This is a genomic window from Variovorax sp. UC122_21, assembly GCF_044056785.1.
Lineage (GTDB): Bacteria > Pseudomonadota > Gammaproteobacteria > Burkholderiales > Burkholderiaceae_C > Variovorax.
Window position 1 is genome coordinate 2,507,219 of sequence record NZ_CP172004.1, and the last position, 18,651, is coordinate 2,525,869.

An 18,651-nucleotide genomic window follows, 5' to 3' on the forward strand; every position below is an offset into this window, starting at 1 on the left:
AAATACAGTTAACAGTTCCATCATGGGCCTTCCTTCCCTCGCCTCCCTCTCTCCCGCCGCCGGCCGCGGCGTCTGGCATGCCGACGAGCTCGGCAGCGCCGACGCGCAGGTCATCGGCACCGGCCATGCCGCGCTCGACGCGCAGCTGCCGGGCGGAGGCTGGCCGGTCGGCGCCATGAGCGAGCTGCTGCAGGCCGCGCCCGAGGACCATGTCTGGCGGCTGCTGCTGCCCGCGCTGGTGCAGTCGGTGGCGGCGCGCGGCGGCCCCGTGGTGCTGATCGGCCCGCCGCGCGAACCCTTCGGCGCCTCGCTCGCGGCCCATGGCCTGCGGCCCGAGGCGCTGATGTGGGTGCGCAGCGAGGCCGCGGCCGCGCGGCTGTGGGCCTGCGAGCAGGCGCTGCGCTGCGCCGAGGTGGGGGCGGTGCTGGCCTGGTTGCCGCAGGCGCGCGTGGGCGAGCTGCGGCGGCTGCAGCTCGCGGCCGCGCAGCACGAGGCGCTGCTGTTCGTCTGTCGGCCCGAGTCGGTGGCGCAGTCGGCCTCGCCCGCGCGGCTGCGGCTGCGCATCACGCGCTGCGAGGCCGACCCGGCGCAGATCGAGCTGCACATCCTCAAGCGCCGCGGCCCGCCGCTGGCCGCGCCGGTGCTGCTGCCGGCGCGCGGCGAACGGATGGCGGCGCTGCTCGCGGCCGCGCGGCTGCGGCGCAAGCTGCGCGCGCAGCAGCAGGGCGTGGTTGCGGTGGAGGCGGTCGTCGACGCACCGCCGGCCGCCAACGTGGTGCGCATCGACGCATGGAAGATGGGAGGCGCCAATGCACTGGATCGCCTTGCAGTGGTCGCTTGAGGCGCAGGCCGAGGCCGGTGCCGCCGCGGCCGCCGCCGATGCCATGCCCACGCCCGAGGCGCTGGGCTGGTGGGCACTGCGCTACACGCCGCACGTGTGCTGGCTCGACGAGGCGCTGATGCTCGAGGTCTCGGCCTGCGAGCGCCTGTGGGGCGGTCGTTCCTCGCTGATGCGCCAGTTGCTCAACGAGAACCCCGCGCCCGCCGCCGCCGCGCTGCGCGGCGCGCAGGGCGCCACCAGCCTCGAGGCGCTGGCGCGGCTGCGGCTGTTCGTGCGCGACGAGAAGCGGCCGCCCGAGATTCCCGCCGGCCTGCCCCTCGACACCCTGAGCGCCGCGCGCGGGCACCTCGATGCGCTCGCGCGGCTCGGTTGCCGCAGCTGGGGCGAGGTGGCGGCGCTGCCGCGCGGCGGGCTCTCGCGGCGCTTCGGCGCCGAGCTGCGCGCCGCGCTCGACATCGCCTGGGCCCTGCGCCCCGAAAGCCATGCCTGGCTCACGCTGCCCGACGTGTTCGAGCAGAAGCTCGAGCTGCCCGCGCTGGCCGAGACCGCACCCGAGCTCATGTGGTCGGCCAACCGGTTGTTGTCGGCGCTGCAGATCTGGCTGCGCGCACGCCAGCGCGGCGCGCGCGCGCTCGAGCTGGAATGGACGCTCGACCTCAAGCGCTTCAACGGCGTGAACCTGCCGCCGACCCAGCAGATCGCGGTGCGCACCGCCGAGCCCACGCAGGACCTCGCGCACCTGCGCCGCCTGCTGTCCGAAAAGCTCGCCTTGGCCACGCTCGCCGCGCCCGCGAGCTGGCTCAAGCTGCGCTCGCTCGAGACCGATCCGTGGGCCGGGGCGAGCACCAGTTTTCTGCCGGAGGACAACCGCAAGGGCGACAAGTTGCACGAGATGGTGGAGCGGCTGAGCGTGCGGCTGGGGGCGATGCAGGTGCTGGTGCCGCGGGCGCGGGCGGATCACCGCGCCGGACACACGCAGACCTGGCAGCCGGCGCTGCGCAGCGTGCAGCCGGACCGCGCCGCGCCGCCCAGGGCCCGCAAGGAAACGCAGGCCGAGGCCTCCCAGCCCGACGCCATCTATCCGCCCTGGCTGCTGCCCCAGCCCCTGCTGCTCGAGATGGACGGCGAGCGCCCCTGCTATGGCGGTCCGCTGAGCAGGCTGATCGGGCCGCAGCGCGTCGAGGCGGGCTGGTGGGGCGGCGAGGAGGAGGGCGGGCAGCCCGCGATGCGCGACTACTACGTGGCCGAAAGCCCCGAGGCCGGCTTGCTGTGGATCTTCCGCGAGCGGCCGCTGGCGCGCTTTTCCGCGGGCGAGGTGCGCTGGTACCTGCAGGGCTTCTATGCCTGAACTCAGCGACAGGCAGATGCGCAACCGCCAGCCGGCGCAGGTGCATGCGCTGCCGGCGCCGTCGAGGACCGCGCCGGTAGCGACGCTGCCGGGCTATGCCGAGCTGCACTGCCTCACGAACTTCAGCTTCCAGCGTGGGGCGTCGACGCCCGAGGAGGTGGTGGACCGGGCCTACCAGCTCGGCTATTCGGCATTGGCCATCACCGACGAATGCTCGGTGGCCGGCATCGTGCGGGCCTTCGTCTGCCTGCGCGACATGGAGCGCAAGCTCGCCGACTACGAGAAGAAGCATCCCGAGGAGCCGCCGATCCCGCGCAACCCCGATTTCCGCTTGCTGTACGGCAGCGAGTTCCGCTTCGAGCGCTTCAAGCTCGTGGTGATCGCGAACGACACCGAGGGCTGGGGCAACCTCTGCGAATTCATCACCGCCGCGCGCACCACCGAACTGCGAAAGGGCGAGTACCGCGTGAGCTGGGAAGAGAGCGATGTGGCATCGCTGCAGCGTTGCCAGATCCTGTTCGTGCCGCACCGCCATCCGGGCCAGGACCTGGACACCGCCACGCTGCACGAAGACCTGATGGCCGCGAAGGCGCTCTATGGCGACAACCTCTGGCTGGCGCTGGAGCTGTTCAACGAGCTCGACGACGACCTGTGGTTCGTCGGACTGGTCCAGGCGAGCGAGCAGGCCGGTGTGCCGCTGGTGGCGGCCGGTGACGTGCACATGCATGCGCGCTCGTGCAAGCCGCTGCAGGACGTGCTGACGGCCGTGCGCGTGGGGCGGCCCGTGGCCGAGTGCGGCTTCGCGCTGCAGTCGAATGCCGAGCGGCATCTGCGGCAGCGCATGCGGCTGGCGGAGATCTATCTGCGCGACATGCTGGCGAACACGCTGGTGGTGGCGAATCGATGCCGCTTCGATCCGGGAGTGATCAGGGAGAACTACAAGTACCCGCTCGAGACCCTCGGTTCCAGCGAAACCCCCGTTCAAACGCTGAGGCGCAAGACCTGGGAAGGCGCCGCGCTGCGCTATCCCGCTGGCGTTCCGGACAAGGTGCGCGAGCAGGTCGAGAAGGAGCTGGCACTGATCGTCGAGCTGAAGTACGAGATGTTCTTCCTCACGGTGGAGGACATCGTGAAGTTCGCGCAGTCGCAGAAGATCCTCTGCCAGGGTCGCGGCTCGTCGGCCAACTCCGCGGTGTGCTTCTGCCTCGGCATCACCGCGATCGACCCCGACAAGGGCACGCTGCTGTTCGAGCGCTTCCTGAGCCGGCACCGCAACGAGCCGCCCGACATCGACGTGGACTTCGAGCACCAGCGGCGCGAACAGGTCATCCAGTACATCTACGAGAAGTACGGCCGCGAACGCGCCGCCATCGCCGCGGTCGTCATCTGCTACCGCGCGCGCAGCGCGCTGCGCGACGTGGGCAAGGCCATCGGCATCGACGAGCGGCTGATCGACGAGTTCGCCAAGGACCACTACTGGTTCGACGAGACCGTGCTCGGCGAGCAGTTGAATGCGGCCTGCGCGCGTGTCGGCGTGCGGGAAGACGCGTTGAAGCTCGTGCAGTGGATCGAGATGACGCGGCGCCTGCGCGGCTTTCCGCGCCACCTGAGCCAGCACGTCGGCGGCTTCGTGCTGACGCACACGAAGCTCACGCGGCTGGTGCCGGTGGAGAAGGCCTCGATGAAGGACCGCTCGGTCATCCAGTGGGAGAAGGACGACCTCGAGGCCATGGGCATGCTCAAGGTCGACGTGCTCGCGCTCGGCATGCTCAGCGCGATCAGGCGGGGGCTCGACCACATGAACCGCTGGCGGGGCTGGTCCAGGCAGATGCACCAGATCCCGAGCGACGATGCCGAGGTGTTCGACATGATCTGCGATGCCGACACCGTGGGCGTGTTCCAGATCGAGAGCCACGCCCAGATGTCGATGCTGCCGCGCCTGAAGCCGCGCAGCTACGAGGACCTGGTGATCGAGGTCGCGATCGTGCGGCCCGGGCCGATCCAGGGCGGCATGGTGCATCCCTACCTCAAGCAGCGCGAACGCGTTGCCAAGGGCCTGCCCATCGTCTACGAGAAGGACGATCTGAAGCCCGCGCTGGAGCGCACGCTGGGCATCCCGATCTTCCAGGAACAGGTGATGCAGATCGCGATGATCGCGGCTGGCTTCTCCGCCGACGAAGCCGACCAGCTGCGCCGTGCCATGGCCGCGTGGAAGCGCAAGGGCGGACTCGAGGGCTTCCACGACAAGCTCGTGCGGGGCATGACCGGCAACGGATACAAGGCCGAATTCGCCGAAGCCATCTTCAAGCAGATCCTCGGCTTCGGCGACTACGGCTTCCCCGAAAGCCACGCCGCCAGCTTCGCGCTGCTGGTCACGGTCAGCAGCTGGCTCAAGTGCCACGAGCCCGCCTGCTTCCTCGCCGCCTTGCTCGATTCGCAGCCGATGGGTTTCTACAGCCCCTCGCAGCTGGTGCAGGACGCGCGCCGGCATGGCGTGGAGGTGCGGCCGGTCGACGTGACCTGCAGCGGGATCGACACCACGCTCGAGCCGCGCGCGGCCGATGCGCCGCGCGTGCCGCCGGGCACCGACATGCGCTATGCCGAGCGCCTGGGCCACGACGATCAGCCCGCGGTGCGCCTGGGCCTGAACCGCGTCGCGAGCCTCAGCCAGGGCGGTGCCGAGCGGCTGCTCAAAGCCCGCGCGCAACAGGCCTTCACCAGCACCGAGGACCTCGCGCTGCGCGCCGAGCTCGACGGCAAGGACATGGCGGCGCTGGCCGCGGCCGATGCGCTGGTCTCGCTGTCGGGCCATCGGCGCCAGCAGTTGTGGATGCGACGGCGCAGCGGCGCGCGCCGGGGCTGCTCAAGGGCGTGCCGATCCACGAGGAGGCGCTGGCGCTGCCCGCGGCGCCCGAGGGCGAGGAGATCGTCGGCGACTATGCGTCGATGCGCCTCACGCTGCGGCGCCATCCGCTCGCGCTGCTGCGACCGCGGCTGGCGCGCATGAACCTTTTGAGCGCCGAGCAGCTGCGCGCCATGCCCAGCGGCCACGTGGTGCGCGCCTGCGGCATCGTCAAGGGCCGGCAGCGGCCGCAGACCGCCAACGGCACCATCTTCGTCACCCTCGAGGACGAGACCGGCAACGTCAACGTGATCGTCTGGAACCACGTGATCGAGGCCTGGCGCGAGCCGCTCCTGAAATCGCACCTGCTCGCGGTGCAGGGCACCTGGCAGCGCGACGACGACAGCGGCGGCAAGGTGCAGCACCTGATCGCCACCGGCTTCAAGGACCTGACGCCGCTGATGGGCCGGCTCGCGCAGAGCAACAGCAGCCGGGATTTCCACTGACGCGATGACCGCATCCGCGCGTTCCGTCCGTCTCTGCAACCGATCGCAACCCTTCGTTCGAGTCCTCGCCTCATCCACCGGATTTCGCTAACCTGTTCCTCACCATGTCCGCACTCGCCCTCGATCCCATCGTCGCCACGCCCATCGGTCCGCCGCCCCCCGCGCCCGACGTGCCCGTGGTGCCGCCACCGCCCGTCATGCCGCCCGGCCCGCCGCCCGAGGGCGATCCGCCGCCCGCGATGCCGCCCGTGACCGATCCCGGTTTTCCGCCGCCGGTGCAGGAACCGCCGATGCAGACCGCGGTGTCGCTCGCGGCCTCGCTGGCCATCGCCACGGCTTCGGGCAGCGTGCCCTTCGGCAAGCTGCATGCGCGGCGCCTGCGCGAGATGTACCGCTCGGCCGGCTGGCCCTGCTGCGACGCGGTCGAGGTCGAGCTGCTCGCGGGCGGCTTCCTCGAGCGCGTGCGGTCGGCGCAGGGCCACGAGACCCTGCGCGTGACCGATGCCGGCCTCGCGCGCATCGCCACCACGCTCACGATCAACCGCGCGGCGCTGTCGCCGCACGAGGCGCTGGTCGAACGCGTGGCGCGCGAGATGACGCGCGGCGGCCGCATCGCCTGGCGCGGACTGAGCCTGCGCGCGAAGCTGCCGCCGGCGGAGGAGGGCGGCAAGGCGCGCTGGTGCATGGCCAGGCCCGATGTCTTCTCGATCCGCAACACCAGCGTCGAGGCCTATGCGCATCCGATCGTGCACGAGGTGAAAGTGAGCCGCGCCGACCTGCTGGGCGACCTGCGCAAGCCCGACAAGCGCGCGGCCTACCTCGACCTCGGCGGCGAGTGCTGGTACGTGCTGGGCAACGACGCGCGCGGCCGCTGCATCGCCACGCCCGAGGAGGTGCCGGCCGAATGCGGCGTGATGGTGCTCGAGGGCGAACGCCTCGTGGTCGCGCGTGCCGCGGTGCATCGCAGCTTCGAGCGCATTCCGTTCGCGGTGTGGCTGGCGCTCGCGAAGGCGCAGCCGATGGCGGGGTTCGATGAGGACGTGCAGGACCTGCTGGTCTGAGGTCCGAGGGGCCGGCGCAATGGTTGCCGGTTCGGTGGCGTGAGGCGAGCGCACGGCGTGGATCTCGCCGGATGCCGTTCTTTCACTTTCGAACGCTGAGCGATTCAGTCCTCCTTCGGCCACCACTGCTGCGCCGTCGTCCGCAACACCCGCGCAGCCTGCGCCTTGATGTCGTGCGGATCGTCCTGTTCGTTGTGCCGCAGCACGCGGAACGGCCAGGTCGAGAGGCGTCCCGTGGCGCGCAGACGCGGGGTGGGTCGCGGGGCGGGCTGCGGCTGCGCGGGGCGTGAGAAGAAGAGGATGCGCGCAGCGGCTGCGGGCGGATTGGCGGTGGTCATGCGGTCGCCTCGAAGTTGTTCTTGGAGACGAGGCATTCTAGAGAAGTACTGTATGAACGTACAGTTGAAAGTCCTTCTCCGAAGCCCGCGCGGATGGGGAATTCCTATCGCGCGAAAGCCCCGCGCCGCGCCAAGAAAAAGGGGCTCCGAAGAGCCCTGAAATCCCCATCATGAAACCGTCAGTTCAGCGGCAGGCGCAGGTAGCTGCCCTTCAGCGGCTGCTGCCCCACGCCCGGCTTGCTCCAGTCGCACACGCCGGCCGGGAAGATGGTCTTGAGCCGCGTCTCCTCGGCGCCGCTGAAGGTCGCCGTGTAGTCGGCCATCGCGACCGGCTTGAGCTGGCACTTGAGCACGTCGTTCACGAGCGGCGAACCGGCCACGATGCGCGGCGTGCTGAAGCGCGGATAGACCACGTTGCACTTCGCGGCCGGGTCCTGCGACGCGACCTCGTCGATGCGCTTGTTGCTCTTGTCCCAGCAGGCATCGTTGGCGCCCGCGGGTTTGTTGCGCACCACCTTGTCGGTCGAGGCCGCGGCGCTGTCGGCCGCCATGTTGTCGAGCCACTTGTTCATCAGGTCGATCGAATCGCCCACGTAGCTGAGGATCGAGGTCGACGAACCCAGCGTCCAGATGATCTGGTTGTCGCTGCGGCCGTTGGCGCGCTGCAGCCGGGCGCGGATGATCAGGTCCTGCAGCGTGTCGTGGATGTCGCCGGTCGCATCGGCATTGCCGCGCTGCGTGATGATCGGGATGTTCGCGAGGCCCGGGCCCGAGAAGCTGTTCTTGAAGCCGCCCGAATAGGTCGCCTCGAGCGCACCGGCATCGGCTTGCGAGCGTGCCGCCTGCACGTTGCCGTCGCGGTCGTAGCCGCCGACCTTCTCGTTGAGGTCGAGGAACTCCTTCACCGAGATCGTGCCCTTGTTGAGCGCGGCCAGGCCGTACTGCACGCCGATGTTGTCGATCGGGCGACGCGCCTCCTGCGTGCCGGGGCGCTTGCCCAGCAGGTTGACGTTGGTCTGGAACAGGTCGCAGCGCACGCCGTTCGGGTTGGTCGCGCGGTTGAACACGTTGGCCGCATTACCGGGCTCGAGGAAGCCGCAGCCCACCGCGTTGTCGGACTTGATGATGCTTGCGAAAGACCCATCCCAGTTGTCACAGGTGCCCTGGTTGAAGCCATTGACCGCGACCTTCTTGGCCGGCGTCCAGGTCGCCATGTCGAGTCCGTAGACGTTGTCGAGCAGCCGGCACTCCATCACCTCGGGCATCAGCGTCTCGGGGAACGAGACGATCGGCTGGATGCCGTCGAGCAGCCCCGGATAGAGCTGCGCGATCAGGTACTGCTGGATCGCGCCGCCCGAGCCTCCGATGCCCGCGGTCCACTTCGGCACCTCGCCGAATTCCTCGATCACGTGCTCCTTGATCATCATCAGCGTCTCGCCCTGCAGGTGCGGGTTCGCATGCTGGTTGTTCCACAGCTCGGTCGAGTTGAAGAAGGCGAAGCCGCGCGACAGGTAGATGTCGGCGATCGGGTCGAGGATCGACTCGATCGGGTGCACGCCCTGGTTGTACTGGGCCGAGCCGCAGCAGTCGAAGTAGGGCACCAGCTTCCTGTTCCAGCCCTTGCCGGGCTTCCAGGTGGCGGGCGCGTCCTTCGCGGGGTTGTCGAGCACCGCGAGGCGGTACACGCCGCGGTCGATGGTGCCCGACTCCACGCGCACGATGTAGGGCACGGTGACGCCGTCGTTGGTGGTGGTGTCGGCGAGGTCGGCCGGGCGCGTGCCGGTCGGATCGACCAGCGGCTTGAAGCTGCCGGCCTTGCTGCGGTAGTACCAGACCACCTGCGTGGTGGCCGAGCAGTTGGCGTCGAGCGCCACGCCCAGGCCGTTCTGCACCGTGCGGCATTCGTAGGGCGTGATGTGCGGGCCCGAGAGGATCGGGCCGGTGATCGGGTAGTTGACCAGCTTGAGTTCGGTGCGCTGCTCGGGCTTGTCGGCGTTGGTCACGACGATCAGGTTGTCCTTGCCGGTGGCCGAGGCCGGGTCCTCGGCGAGGCCCGTGACCAGGCCGCGCAGCGTGCGCGTGGCGGCATCGCGCGTGCTCAGTTGCGCGCTCACGTCCTTGCCGTTGAGGCTCACGCGCACCTTGTCGGTGGCCACGCCTTCGGGCGCGCGCACCTCGAGCAGCGTGTCGCCGCCGCTCACCATCTCGGGCCTGGACGACAGCGTGCGCACGTCGAAGGCGGCCGGGGCGGGCGGCGGCGCGGCCGGCGGCGGCGGCGCGACCGGCAGGAACACCGCGCCGCTGTCGGAGCTGCCGCCGCAGCTGGCGAGCAGCGCGGCCGCGGCGATGGCCAGTGCCGCGACGGAGCCGGCGCGAAGGGCCGGCCACGGAGAAACCCGCTTGCGCGAGGCGTGAGGGATGGCGAACATGAGGTCTCCTGTGTTGGTGTCGATCTCCACAAAGATTAAGGAGCGGCACGCGGCACCACGGTCGTTGCGACGACAGATGAGGCGTGAATTGCTACAGGTAATCCCTGATACCCCGCAGCCCGCGGCCTGCCTCGAAGGCATGGTGCGGCGCTCCCGGTGGGCGGCCGGTCTTTCTTCTTCCGATCTCGAGCGCGTGCTGGGCGGCATGCAGGAGCGCCAGTACGCGCGCGGTGCCTGCATCGCGGGCGCGGGCCAGCTGGTCGAGCACTGGATGGCGCTGATCGACGGCTTCGCGAAGATGTCGGTGGCCTCCGAGGACGGCCGCGTGTCGACGCTCACGGGCGTGTCGGCGGGCGTGTGGTTCGGCGAGGGGTCGCTGTTCAAGCACGAGGCGCGTCGCTACGACGTGTTCGCGCTGCGGCCCACGCGCGTGGCGCTGATGCCGCGCCGCACCTTCGACTGGCTGCGCGAGACCAGCGTGCCCTTCAACCACTACCTGCAGGAGCTGCTCAACGCGCGGCTGAGCCTGTTCATCGGCGCGCTCGCGCACGAGCGCCTGCTCGACACCGACGCGCGCGTGGCCAACTGCCTCGCGAGCCTGTTCGATCCCGAGCTCTATCCCGATGCGCCGCGCCACCTGCAGGTCGGGCAGACCGAGATCGGCCTGCTCGCCAACGTCTCGCGCCAGCGCGTGAACGTCGCGCTGCAGCGGTTGCAGGCGCTGGGGCTGATCCGGCTCGAGAAGCGCGGCCTTACGGTGCTCGACCTCGCGGGACTGAGCAACTACCGCGTGTCCTACGACGGCCCCGCGCTGGCCGAGGACGCGGCGTCGGCACGGCGCGCCTGAAGCGCCGCGGCGAACGCCACGCCAGCGCCCCGGGTCGCGTGCCAAGGCGGGCTGTTGGCTGAAAATGAATTCTTTTTGCTACAGTTCGGCGATGAAATCCCCGTCAGACGCCGCCGCAGCCCTGTCCGAAGACCTGGGCGAGGTGCTTCGGAAACACGGCGTGCAGGCGGCGCTGCGCTGCCTCAACGCCGAGGTGCCGCACCGCTACACCGCGGTCTTCGTGCTCGACGGCGACCTGCTGCGCAATGTCTACATGGTCGACAAGCTCGGCGAGGCGCGCCCCGAACAGCTCGCCGTGGTGCCGCTGGGCAACAGCTTCTGCCAGTTCGTGCTGCGCGACGGCCGCCTGTGCACCGAGGATTCGCGCGAGGAGCGGCTGCTCGACGGCAGCCCCTACCAGGGCATGGTGATCGCCTACCACGGCGTGCCGCTCACTCATGGCGACGGCCGGCTGGCCGGCACGCTGTGCCATTTCGACCTGGTGCGCCAGAGCCTCGGCGACGCGCAGTTCGAGCGGCTGCAGCAGGCCGCGCGGCTGCTGTCGGACCACGTGCTGCGCGCCGCCTCGCCGCGGCTGCCCGATCAGCCCGGCGCGACCGCGTAGCTTTGATAGGTGCCCTTCAGCGGCACCTGCCCGACACCCGGCTTGCTCCAGTCGCACACGCCGCTGGAGAACACGGTGCGCAGCCGGGCGAGCTGCGTGGGCGTGAGGGTTTGGGCGTAGTCCGACGCCAGCACCGGCTTCAGCTGGCACTTGTTGATGTCGTTCGTGAGCGGCGCGCCGGCCTGCTGGCGCGGCTCGCCATGCAGCGGGTACATCGTGGCGCAGGTGCCGGTGGCGCCGTAGGCCGGCGATTCCTCGTACTTGGTGCCGCTGCCGTCGAAACAGGCGTCCACCGCGGCCCGGGGCTTGTGCGCCACCACCTTGTCGGTGGTCAGTGGCGCCGGGTCGGCCGCGATGCCGTCGAGCCACTGCGTCATCACGTCGAGCGACAGCGCGGCCAGCGGATAGCCGGTGCGCGGGCCGACCCAGATGATCTGGTTGTCGACGCGACCATTGGCTCGCTGCAGCCGCGCGCGCACCACCAGGTCGCGCTCGTGCGAATGGATGTCGCCCGAGGCGTCGTTGTAGGTGCGCGAATGCAGGATCGGCACGAAGGCCAGCCCGCCGCCGCCCGAGTTGACCAGCCCGCTCGCATAGGCGCGCTCGAGCGCGAGCGCATCGCCCACGGTGCGCTGCGGCACCGGCTTGCCGTCCTTGTCGTAGCCGCCGACCTTCTCGTTGAGCGTCACGAACTCCTCGGCGCTGATCGCGCCCTTGTTGAAAGCCTCGAGCCCGTACTGCACGCCGACGTTGTCGAGCGGGCTGCGCGCGAAGCCGGTGATCGGGTCGCGGCCCATGATGTTGGTGCGCATGTCGGAGGTGGTGCAGCGCGCGCCGGTCGGGTTGTTGATCGGGTCGTAGACCTTCGAGACGTCCTTGAGCGCGCAGCCGGGCGCGTTGGTCGCGACGATGGTGTTGACGAAGCTCAGGTCCCAGGCGCGGCAGGTGCCGTTGGTGAAGCCGTCGACCGCGGTGCGCTTGGCATTGGTCCAGGTCGCGGTGTCGGCCTTGTAGACGTTCTCCAGCAGGCGGCAGTCCGCCACGTGCAGGCTGCCGTCGGGGAAGGTCAGCGAGGGCTGCAGGCCGTCGAGCAGGCCCGGGTAGATCTGCGTGATCACCAGCTGCTGGATCGCGCCGCCCGAACCGCCAGAGCCCGCGGTCCAGCGCGGCACGCCGTAGGTCTCGATGAAGCGCTCCTTCAGCATCATCAGCGTCTCGCCCTGCAGCACCGCGTTGCCGCGCTGGCCGTTCACCAGTTCGGTCGAGATCATGTAGGCGAAGCCGCGCGACAGGTGCAGGTCGCTCAGCGCATCGGTGGCCTGGTTCACGCCCTGGTTGTACTGCGTGCCCGCGCCGCCGCCGAAGCTCACGACCAGCCGGCCGTTCCAGCCCGCCGCGGGCTTGTAGCCGGCGGGCGCCGCGGTCTCGGCCGTGGGATCGTCGAGCAGCGCGATGCGGTAGATCGTGCGGCCCACCGTGCCCGAGTCCACGCGCACGATGTAGGGCACCGTCTTGCCCTCGATGGTCGTGGTCTGCGCCAAGTCCGACGGGCGCGCGAGCGGGATCGGCCAGCGGCTTGAAGCTGCCGGCCGGCGTGCGGTAGAAGTAGTCGAAGCGCCGCGCCGCCGAGCAGTTGGCGTCGAGCGGCGTGCCCATGTTCGACTCGACGGTGCGGCACTCATAGGGCGTGAGCAGCGCGCCCGCGAGGATCGGCCCGGTGTCGGGATGGTTGGTGAGCACCAGTTCGGCATTCGAGGACGCGCGGCCCTCGGCGCTCGCCTTCACCGCGAGCGTGTTCGCGCCCATGGCCAGGCCCTTGACCATGCCGCGCAGGTTGCCGCTGGCGTCGGGCGCGAACTGGGCCGTCACCGGCTTGCCGTTCAGCGTGAGTTCCAGCCCCGAGGCCTTCGCGCCCGCGGGCGCCTTCACTTCGACCAGCGCATCGCCACCGCTCACGAACTGCGGTTTGGACGACAGCACCGTGATCGAGGCCTTGTCGAGCGCCGCCGGCGCCGAGGGCGGTGGCGAGGCCGGCACGACGGGGGTGAAGCCCCCGCCACCACCGCCATCGCCGCCGCAGGCGGCCAGCAGCGCCGCGCAGGCGATACCGAGGGAAAGGATGCGTGCCGGCCGCGCAAGCGGCGGCGCGGTTCGCGTCGAACCGAGCGTTTGTCTCATGGTGTTCTTCTTTCGTGGGACGGATGATGTCGACGCGCACGGCCTGATCGAGCCCTCGCCGCACGGCGTCGGCTTCACTCTATGCAGCGCATGCGGTCCCGTGTTCTCCGATCGCGCCAACTTCATTTGCCAATCACGCCATGCACATGCCTCTTGCAGCGAGATCCGCTGCATCGAACTTCGCGGGCCGGCCCACCTTGCCGATCTCGTACGTCAGGGATTTCCTCGAGGGACTGCCGATCGATGCGCCGACCCTGCACGGCATGCTGCACCTGGCCACGATCTCGCCCACCTTGCTCGCGCAGCGGCATGGCCGCGTCACCGAGGAACAGTTCGCCGAGCTGTTCCGCAGCGTGGCGCTGCACATGGACGACGAGATGCCCGGCCTCTATGCGCGGCCGCTGCGCTGCGGCACGCTCAAGGTGCTGAGCATCCTGATGCTCGATGCACCGACCCTGCAGGTCGCCATCAAGCGATGGATGCAGTTCAACCGCGTGCTCGACGACGGCTCGGTGTTCACCCTGCATCGCGACGAGCACGAGGCCGTGATCCGCATCGATGCCTATCCGCGCCAGGCCCGCAGCGCGCGCCTGGTGCAGGAGCTGCACATGAAGCTGGTGCACGGCCTGTGCTCGTGGATCATCGGCGCGCGCATCGAACTGCAGCGCATCGACTTCGGCTTCGCGCGGCCCGACGACGCGGCCGACTACCTGTTCATGTTCCCCGGCCCCGCGCGCTTCGAGCAGCCCGTGACCGCGATGGTCTTCGACTCCAAGTACCTCGACCGGCCGGTGCGCCGCCGCTCCGGACTCGAGTTGCGCGAGCTGCTGCATCGCGCGCCGCTCGACTGGCTGTTCGTGCCGCCGGGCGCAGACAGCGTGGCGCACCGCGTGCGCGGCTGGCTGCAGGCGCGGCTCGGCGAGGACTGCGACATCGCCCATGTGGCGGGCGCCTTCGGCCTGTCGGCGCGCACGCTGGTGCGGCACCTGCAGGCCGAGGGCGCGACCTTTCAGGACATCAAGGACGCGCTGCGCCGCGACGTCGCCATCGAGCGGCTCACGCGCGGCTCGGAGCCCTGATCTCGATCGCCTCGGACCTCGGCTTCTCCACGGTGGCGGCCTTCCACCGCGCCTTCCGGCGCTGGACCGGCGGCACGCCGGGGGACTACCGAGAGGGCGGCGAAGCGATGGAGCGCGGCCTTGCGCGCGAGGCGCGGACTTCGAAGACCGCGCCCGCGTACCGCGAGGGCGCGCACGCATGATCGACCTGCCAGGCCACGTGCTCGTTCTCACCGGTCCGCCCGGCGCGGGGAAGACCACCACCGCGCGCGCCCTCGTGCCGGCCATCGCCGAACCCGTGGTGCACCTGCATGCCGACGACTTCTGGCACTTCATCCGCAGCGGCGCCATCGCGCCCTATCTGCCCGCCGCGCAACGGCAGAACGAAGCCGTCGTGGGCGTGCTCGCGGAGGCGGCGCAAGGCTATGCTCGGGCCGGCTTCTTCGTCATCGTCGACGGCATCGTCGGGCCCTGGTTCCTGCCGGCCTTCCGCGGTCTGGCGGTGCCGCTTCACTACGCGGTGCTGCGGCCGGTGCTCGACGAGGCGATCGTGCGCTGCCGCGAGCGAGGCGGCGACACGCTCACCGACCCGGGGCCCATCGGCGAGCTGCATGCGCAGTTCGGGGCGCTCGGGGCGCTGGAGCCGCATGTCATCGAGACTGCCGGGCAGTCGCGGGACGACACGCGGAGCGCGGTCGTGAAGAGACTGGGAGACGGCTCGCTGCGCCTCCCGCCGCTTCAGGGCGCGTAGGCGGCCGAGCGGCAGGGCGCGCCGCCGCACACGTCGATCACCTTGCCGGTGCTGCGCAGGAACTCCGACTTCTGCTGCCGCGCGGCCGGCGTGGCGCGCGGGTCCTCGTGTGGATCGCTGCCGGCCGTGGGCGCGAGGTTGTCCTGCGGCGGGGGCGGCAGGCGGCCCGGACCGCTGTCCCACACCACCATCGCGGAGCCGTCGTAGCCGCCGGCGCCCAGGTCCATGCACGAGAGCTGGAAGTAGGGCTGCGCGTCGGGATGGCGGCCGCTGGCCGTGGCCGGGCAATAGAGCCTGGCGCCGATGGTGCGCGCCTCGACCTCGGCCGACCACATCGTGACCTGGTGGTCGCCGAAGGCCACGTGCATCAGCACCTTGTGCGCGGGCGTGCCGGGCAGCGGCTTGTCGGTCATCGCCTGCGCATAGCCATTGGCCTCGGCGCGGTCCCACAGCGTCTGCCACAGCGAGAAGATGAACTGCTGGTCGAGGCTGTCGGGGTAGGCGGCGTAGACCATGGTCGCGAACTCGGGGAAGTCCGCGCTGCGCTCGAGCAGCAGCGAGTAGTTCATGCCGGGCACGCCGAGCACGCCGCGGTGGATGTCCTGCGCCACGCTCATCAGCATGCCGCCGAGGATGCCGCCCTGGCTGTTGCCGTCGTAGAACAGCTCGCTGGTGTCGAGCACGCTGCGCGGCGTGGTGCCCATCTGGAAGGCGGCATTGCTGCCGAACCCCTTGGCGCTTTGCATCGCGCGGCCCAGCATCAGCATGTTGAGCACGCCCTGCTGCGTGGTGTCGAAGGGCACGCGCGCGTTCGACAGGTCGAAGAAGCCGAACACCGAGGGCACGATCTCGGTCTGCGAGAAGCCGTACCAGTTGGTCGCGCAGAACACGAAGTTGTGCTCGTTGCTCATGTCCTTCACGTTGCTGGCGTTGACCTCGGTCGGCTTGCCGAACAGGCCGTGGCCGTACAGCGAGATGCGCGCGGGGTTGATGCTGCCGTCGGGGTTGAGCGCCGCGCGCGGGATGTTGCAGATGAAGGGCACGGTGAGCGTCGAGTGGCCGTCCCACACCGGCGTGTCGTACACGCCCGGCGTGGCCGAGGCGTAGCGGAAGGTCTCCAGCGGCAGCGGCTTGTCGCCGAGCGTGTCGAAGGCGGCCTTGACGGCCGGCACCGACAGCGCGCCGCCACCCAGGTAGGGCGCCACCGCGGCGATCACCGGCGTGATGTCGGCCGTGCCGGCCGTGGGAGCCGCCACGAAGCTCGGCACCGTGAGCGTGCCCTCGATGTGGCGCGCGATGCGCGCGTCCTGCGCGGGCGTCAGGTCCTGCACCGTCGTCACCTTGAAGCCGGGCGTGCCGTCCGTGAGCGCCGCGAAGCCGGCATCGCGGATCGCGAGCATGCGGCCCGTGATGCTGCGCTGCGAACCGACGGTGAAGTCCCAGGCCAGGTAGAGCGGCTCGCGTGCCACGCCCGCGCGTTGCAGCGTCGAGAGGATGCTCTCCATGTGCGCCCGGCGGTCGTTCACGAAGCCCAGCGCGCTCTCGTGGCGGTCGCGGTAGATGCGGAACGCGGGTCCGGCCTCGATGGTCTTGCCGGCGGCATCCTTCATGTTGCGCATCGCCACGATGTAGCGATGGCCCCACTCGAGGTTCTTCGCCACGCGGATGTTGAGGCTCTGGCGGTCGGGCGCGCTGACGTTGTTCTTGTCGAGCTCGACCCAGATCAGCTTCTGCTCGAGCGTGTCGGCATCGATCAGCACCACGGGCGCGTCGGCCTTGAGCGAGGCCGAGAGATCGCCGATGCCCGGCGCGCCGGTGCGCGCGAGGTCCACGCCCGGCACGCGCGTCACGATCATCGCGCCCGGCGAGAAGCCGTCGTTGCGGTTCCATTCGGTGGTGTCGATCGGCTTGTTGCGCACCACCTCGCTGCGCGGCATCGAGGCCGTCTGCAGGTTCAGCCGGCGGCCGGTGTCGGTGCTGGCATCGGCCACCGTGTAGTAGTCGTTGGGAAACGGCAGCATGCAGTGCGCGGGATCGAGGAAGTCGCAGCGCTGCGCCGTGGTGGCCGTGTCGGCGGGCAACTGGCTGTCGATGCTCGCGAGCATCGGCGGGTCACTCGGCGGCGGGTTGCCGGTGCCGGGTCCCGACGGGGGCGGAAAGCCGGCGAAGCCGAAGCTGGAGCCTCCACCGCCGCCACCGCAGCCGGACAGCGCCGCCATCGTGGCCAGCAACGCCGTGCCGGCGAGCAGGCGCCAGCGGCGTGGCCGGCGGGAGGTCGTGGTCCTGTCGTGAAGCAGGTCGGGGCGCGCAGGGGCCTGCGCGCGATCGGGCATCGGCATGGGTCGTTGTCTCCTGTTGTGTCTTCTCGAAGGCCCAGGCCGCCACATGGCGTGGCCATCCGCGGGCTCCCGCACTCTACGGACGGGTTGCCGCGCGCGCCATTGGCAAGGTGCCCTGCCGGGCTGTGCATCTGCACAAGGGCGGGTGCCCTCGGCGCGATGGCCTCAGTGCAGCGCCGAGGTCCCGCCGCGGCCCAGGCGGCGCTGGCGCAGCGCGAGATACATCCGCGAGAGCCAGGCCATGTCGTCCAGCCGCGCGCCGAGCAACGACTCGATGTGCGCGAGCCGGTGCAGCAGCGTGTTGCGGTGGATGCCGAGCGCGGCCGCGGTCGCCTTGTGGTTCTGCCGGTGGTCGAAATAGCTCTCGAGCGTCTCGAGCAGCGGCTGCTCGGCCGCGAGGGCCGCGATCATCTCGTTGCACAGTGCCGAGACCTCGGTCGACTGGCGCATCAGCGTGTCGAGCGCGAATTCGGAATAGCAGAAGCTGGCGTCGTTGCGGCGCAGGCGCTGTCCCATCTCGATCGCGGCCAGCGCCTGCTCGGCACTGCCGCGCCAGCCCGCGGCGCCCTGCGAAGGCAGTCCCAGGCCCGCCGCCTCGATGCTCGGGCGCAGCCGCATCGCCTGCTCGATGCTCGCGAGCAGGCGGCGCTCGCGCGCGTCGGCCGCTTCACCGGGAGGCGCCGGCAGCCAGGCCACCCAGTGGCCGCGATGCAGCGAGAGCGCGACCGGTCCCAGGTCTTCGCGCACCGCCGCCGCCACCGCCTCGAGCACCCGCTCGCCGGCCTCGGGCGTCGTCGGCTCCAGCGGCATCGGCCGCAGCGCCAGCGCCACGTGCGGCTGGTCGGCCTGGATGCCGAGCGCCTGCGCCGCGTCGTCGAAGGCGCCGACCCAGGTCGGATCGAACACCGCCGCCGCGAGCCGCGCCTGCATCTGCGCCTTCCAGCGCATCTCGCGCGTGTGCTCGGCCAGGTAGGCATCGCTCACCGTGCGGCTCAGCAGGTCGCTGTAGTACAGCAGGAAGGGCGAGACGCGGAACAGCACCTCGTCGCACAGCGCGGGATGCGGCCGCACGTGCGCGAGCAGCGCGTCCATGTAGACGCGCGTGCCGGTGCGGTAGGCCTGCAGCAGCGCCGACAGCGAGAGCGCCTGCGCGTGGCGGCGCTGGCTGAAGCGGCCGATCCATTGCAGGTCGTCGTCGTGCGGCTTGTCGCGGATCAGCAGCGCGTCGTACCAGAGCTCCGCGTTGCGCAGGCCGACGCGGTAGACGTCGTGCGCGAGCGCCTGCCCGAGCGCGCCGTACTCGGGAATGCTGCCGCGCAGCGTGTCGAGCATGTGCGTCGAGAGGTTCGGGCTGTCGCGGCGCAGTTCGCGGACCAGTCCGCGCAGCCCGGGCGACAGCGGTTCCATCGCGGGCAGGCTCATGCGCTCGGGCGTGGGCGGGTTTTCCATGCGGGATTCGTCTCCATCCATCTCTTCGTGCCGTGCCGCTCGGATGGCGGCTGGCCGACA

At 70.4% G+C, this 18,651-nt stretch carries 12 protein-coding genes and 2 pseudogenes; 8 read left to right on the top strand and 6 right to left on the bottom strand.

What is annotated here, in order from left to right:
- The first annotated feature begins 22 nt into the window (after window positions 1-22).
- The 4 genes and pseudogenes from imuA to ACHMXE_RS24140 all read left to right on the top strand — a co-directional run bounded on the left by imuA (window position 23) and on the right by ACHMXE_RS24140 (window position 6,598).
- On the top strand, window positions 23-841 hold the full coding sequence (imuA, locus tag ACHMXE_RS24125; RefSeq protein ID WP_395351781.1) for a translesion DNA synthesis-associated protein ImuA: 819 nt from the start codon (window positions 23-25) through the stop codon (window positions 839-841).
- On the top strand, window positions 810-2,189 hold the full coding sequence (locus ACHMXE_RS24130) for a DNA polymerase Y family protein (protein ID WP_395351783.1): 1,380 nt from the start codon (window positions 810-812) through the stop codon (window positions 2,187-2,189). The genes imuA and ACHMXE_RS24130 overlap by 32 nt, the downstream gene beginning before the upstream one ends.
- Window positions 2,182-5,537: pseudogene (locus ACHMXE_RS24135) on the top strand (error-prone DNA polymerase). The gene ACHMXE_RS24130 and the pseudogene ACHMXE_RS24135 overlap by 8 nt, the downstream one beginning before the upstream one ends.
- A gap of 104 nt (window positions 5,538-5,641) precedes the next feature.
- Window positions 5,642-6,598, top strand: a complete 957-nt coding sequence (locus ACHMXE_RS24140) for a hypothetical protein (RefSeq protein ID WP_203201531.1) — start codon at window positions 5,642-5,644, stop codon at window positions 6,596-6,598.
- A gap of 104 nt (window positions 6,599-6,702) precedes the next feature.
- Here ACHMXE_RS24140 and ACHMXE_RS24145 read toward each other — a convergent pair whose 3' ends face one another.
- A complete protein-coding gene (locus tag ACHMXE_RS24145) occupies window positions 6,703-6,936 on the bottom strand; it encodes a hypothetical protein (RefSeq protein ID WP_395351786.1) in 234 nt (77 codons plus the stop codon).
- Between the two features lie 179 nt (window positions 6,937-7,115).
- Window positions 7,116-9,365: a DUF6351 family protein gene (locus tag ACHMXE_RS24150; protein ID WP_395351788.1), complete on the bottom strand. Its 2,250-nt coding sequence runs from the start codon at window positions 9,363-9,365 to the stop codon at window positions 7,116-7,118.
- Window positions 9,366-9,504: 139 nt separating this feature from the next.
- Between ACHMXE_RS24150 and ACHMXE_RS24155 the strand changes: the two genes are divergently transcribed.
- Window positions 9,505-10,212, top strand: coding sequence for a Crp/Fnr family transcriptional regulator (locus ACHMXE_RS24155; protein ID WP_395351790.1), 708 nt, complete (start codon window positions 9,505-9,507; stop codon window positions 10,210-10,212).
- 91 nt (window positions 10,213-10,303) lie between these two features.
- Window positions 10,304-10,816: a GAF domain-containing protein gene (locus tag ACHMXE_RS24160; protein ID WP_203201527.1), complete on the top strand. Its 513-nt coding sequence runs from the start codon at window positions 10,304-10,306 to the stop codon at window positions 10,814-10,816.
- Here ACHMXE_RS24160 and ACHMXE_RS24165 read toward each other — a convergent pair.
- Together ACHMXE_RS24165 and ACHMXE_RS24170 are read right to left on the bottom strand one after the other, a co-directional pair.
- Window positions 10,795-12,357, bottom strand: coding sequence for a DUF6351 family protein (locus ACHMXE_RS24165; protein ID WP_395351792.1), 1,563 nt, complete (start codon window positions 12,355-12,357; stop codon window positions 10,795-10,797). The two genes, ACHMXE_RS24160 and ACHMXE_RS24165, sit on opposite strands and share 22 nt — an antisense overlap.
- A 13-nt stretch (window positions 12,358-12,370) precedes the next feature.
- A pseudogene (locus ACHMXE_RS24170) lies at window positions 12,371-13,168 on the bottom strand (DUF6351 family protein); the annotation flags it as partial.
- Between ACHMXE_RS24170 and ACHMXE_RS24175 the strand changes: the two are divergent.
- The gene (locus ACHMXE_RS24175; protein WP_395351794.1) at window positions 13,135-14,073 is read left to right on the top strand and encodes an AraC family transcriptional regulator ligand-binding domain-containing protein; all 939 of its coding nucleotides are present in this window, start codon (window positions 13,135-13,137) and stop codon (window positions 14,071-14,073) included. The pseudogene ACHMXE_RS24170 and the gene ACHMXE_RS24175 sit on opposite strands and share 34 nt — an antisense overlap.
- 178 nt (window positions 14,074-14,251) lie before the next feature.
- Window positions 14,252-14,803 carry an AAA family ATPase gene (locus tag ACHMXE_RS24180; protein ID WP_395351796.1) on the top strand — a complete coding sequence of 184 codons (552 nt, stop codon included), beginning with the start codon at window positions 14,252-14,254 and terminating at the stop codon, window positions 14,801-14,803.
- On the opposite strand, the gene ACHMXE_RS24185 is transcribed toward ACHMXE_RS24180, so the two are convergent.
- Together ACHMXE_RS24185 and ACHMXE_RS24190 are read right to left on the bottom strand one after the other, a co-directional pair.
- Complete coding sequence (locus ACHMXE_RS24185) at window positions 14,791-17,142, bottom strand: hypothetical protein (RefSeq protein ID WP_395351798.1); 2,352 nt, start codon at window positions 17,140-17,142, stop codon at window positions 14,791-14,793. The two genes, ACHMXE_RS24180 and ACHMXE_RS24185, sit on opposite strands and share 13 nt — an antisense overlap.
- Window positions 17,143-17,307: 165 nt before the next feature.
- A complete protein-coding gene (locus tag ACHMXE_RS24190; protein ID WP_395351800.1) occupies window positions 17,308-18,591 on the bottom strand; it encodes a PucR family transcriptional regulator in 1,284 nt (427 codons plus the stop codon).
- Between the last annotated feature and the right edge of the window lie 60 nt (window positions 18,592-18,651).

Excerpts from the sequence above, each read along its gene's own strand:
- imuA (WP_395351781.1), top strand. The coding sequence starts at position 23 with ATGGGCCTTCCTTCCCTCGCCTCCCTCTCTCCCGCCGCCGGCCGCGGC.
- ACHMXE_RS24130 (WP_395351783.1), top strand. The coding sequence starts at position 810 with ATGCACTGGATCGCCTTGCAGTGGTCGCTTGAGGCGCAGGCCGAGGCC.
- ACHMXE_RS24140 (WP_203201531.1), top strand. The coding sequence starts at position 5,642 with ATGTCCGCACTCGCCCTCGATCCCATCGTCGCCACGCCCATCGGTCCG.
- ACHMXE_RS24145 (WP_395351786.1), bottom strand. The coding sequence starts at position 6,936 with ATGACCACCGCCAATCCGCCCGCAGCCGCTGCGCGCATCCTCTTCTTC.
- ACHMXE_RS24150 (WP_395351788.1), bottom strand. The coding sequence starts at position 9,365 with ATGTTCGCCATCCCTCACGCCTCGCGCAAGCGGGTTTCTCCGTGGCCG.
- ACHMXE_RS24155 (WP_395351790.1), top strand. The coding sequence starts at position 9,505 with ATGGTGCGGCGCTCCCGGTGGGCGGCCGGTCTTTCTTCTTCCGATCTC.
- ACHMXE_RS24160 (WP_203201527.1), top strand. The coding sequence starts at position 10,304 with ATGAAATCCCCGTCAGACGCCGCCGCAGCCCTGTCCGAAGACCTGGGC.
- ACHMXE_RS24175 (WP_395351794.1), top strand. The coding sequence starts at position 13,135 with ATGCACATGCCTCTTGCAGCGAGATCCGCTGCATCGAACTTCGCGGGC.
- ACHMXE_RS24180 (WP_395351796.1), top strand. The coding sequence starts at position 14,252 with ATGATCGACCTGCCAGGCCACGTGCTCGTTCTCACCGGTCCGCCCGGC.
- ACHMXE_RS24185 (WP_395351798.1), bottom strand. The coding sequence starts at position 17,142 with ATGCCGATGCCCGATCGCGCGCAGGCCCCTGCGCGCCCCGACCTGCTT.
- ACHMXE_RS24190 (WP_395351800.1), bottom strand. The coding sequence starts at position 18,591 with ATGGAAAACCCGCCCACGCCCGAGCGCATGAGCCTGCCCGCGATGGAA.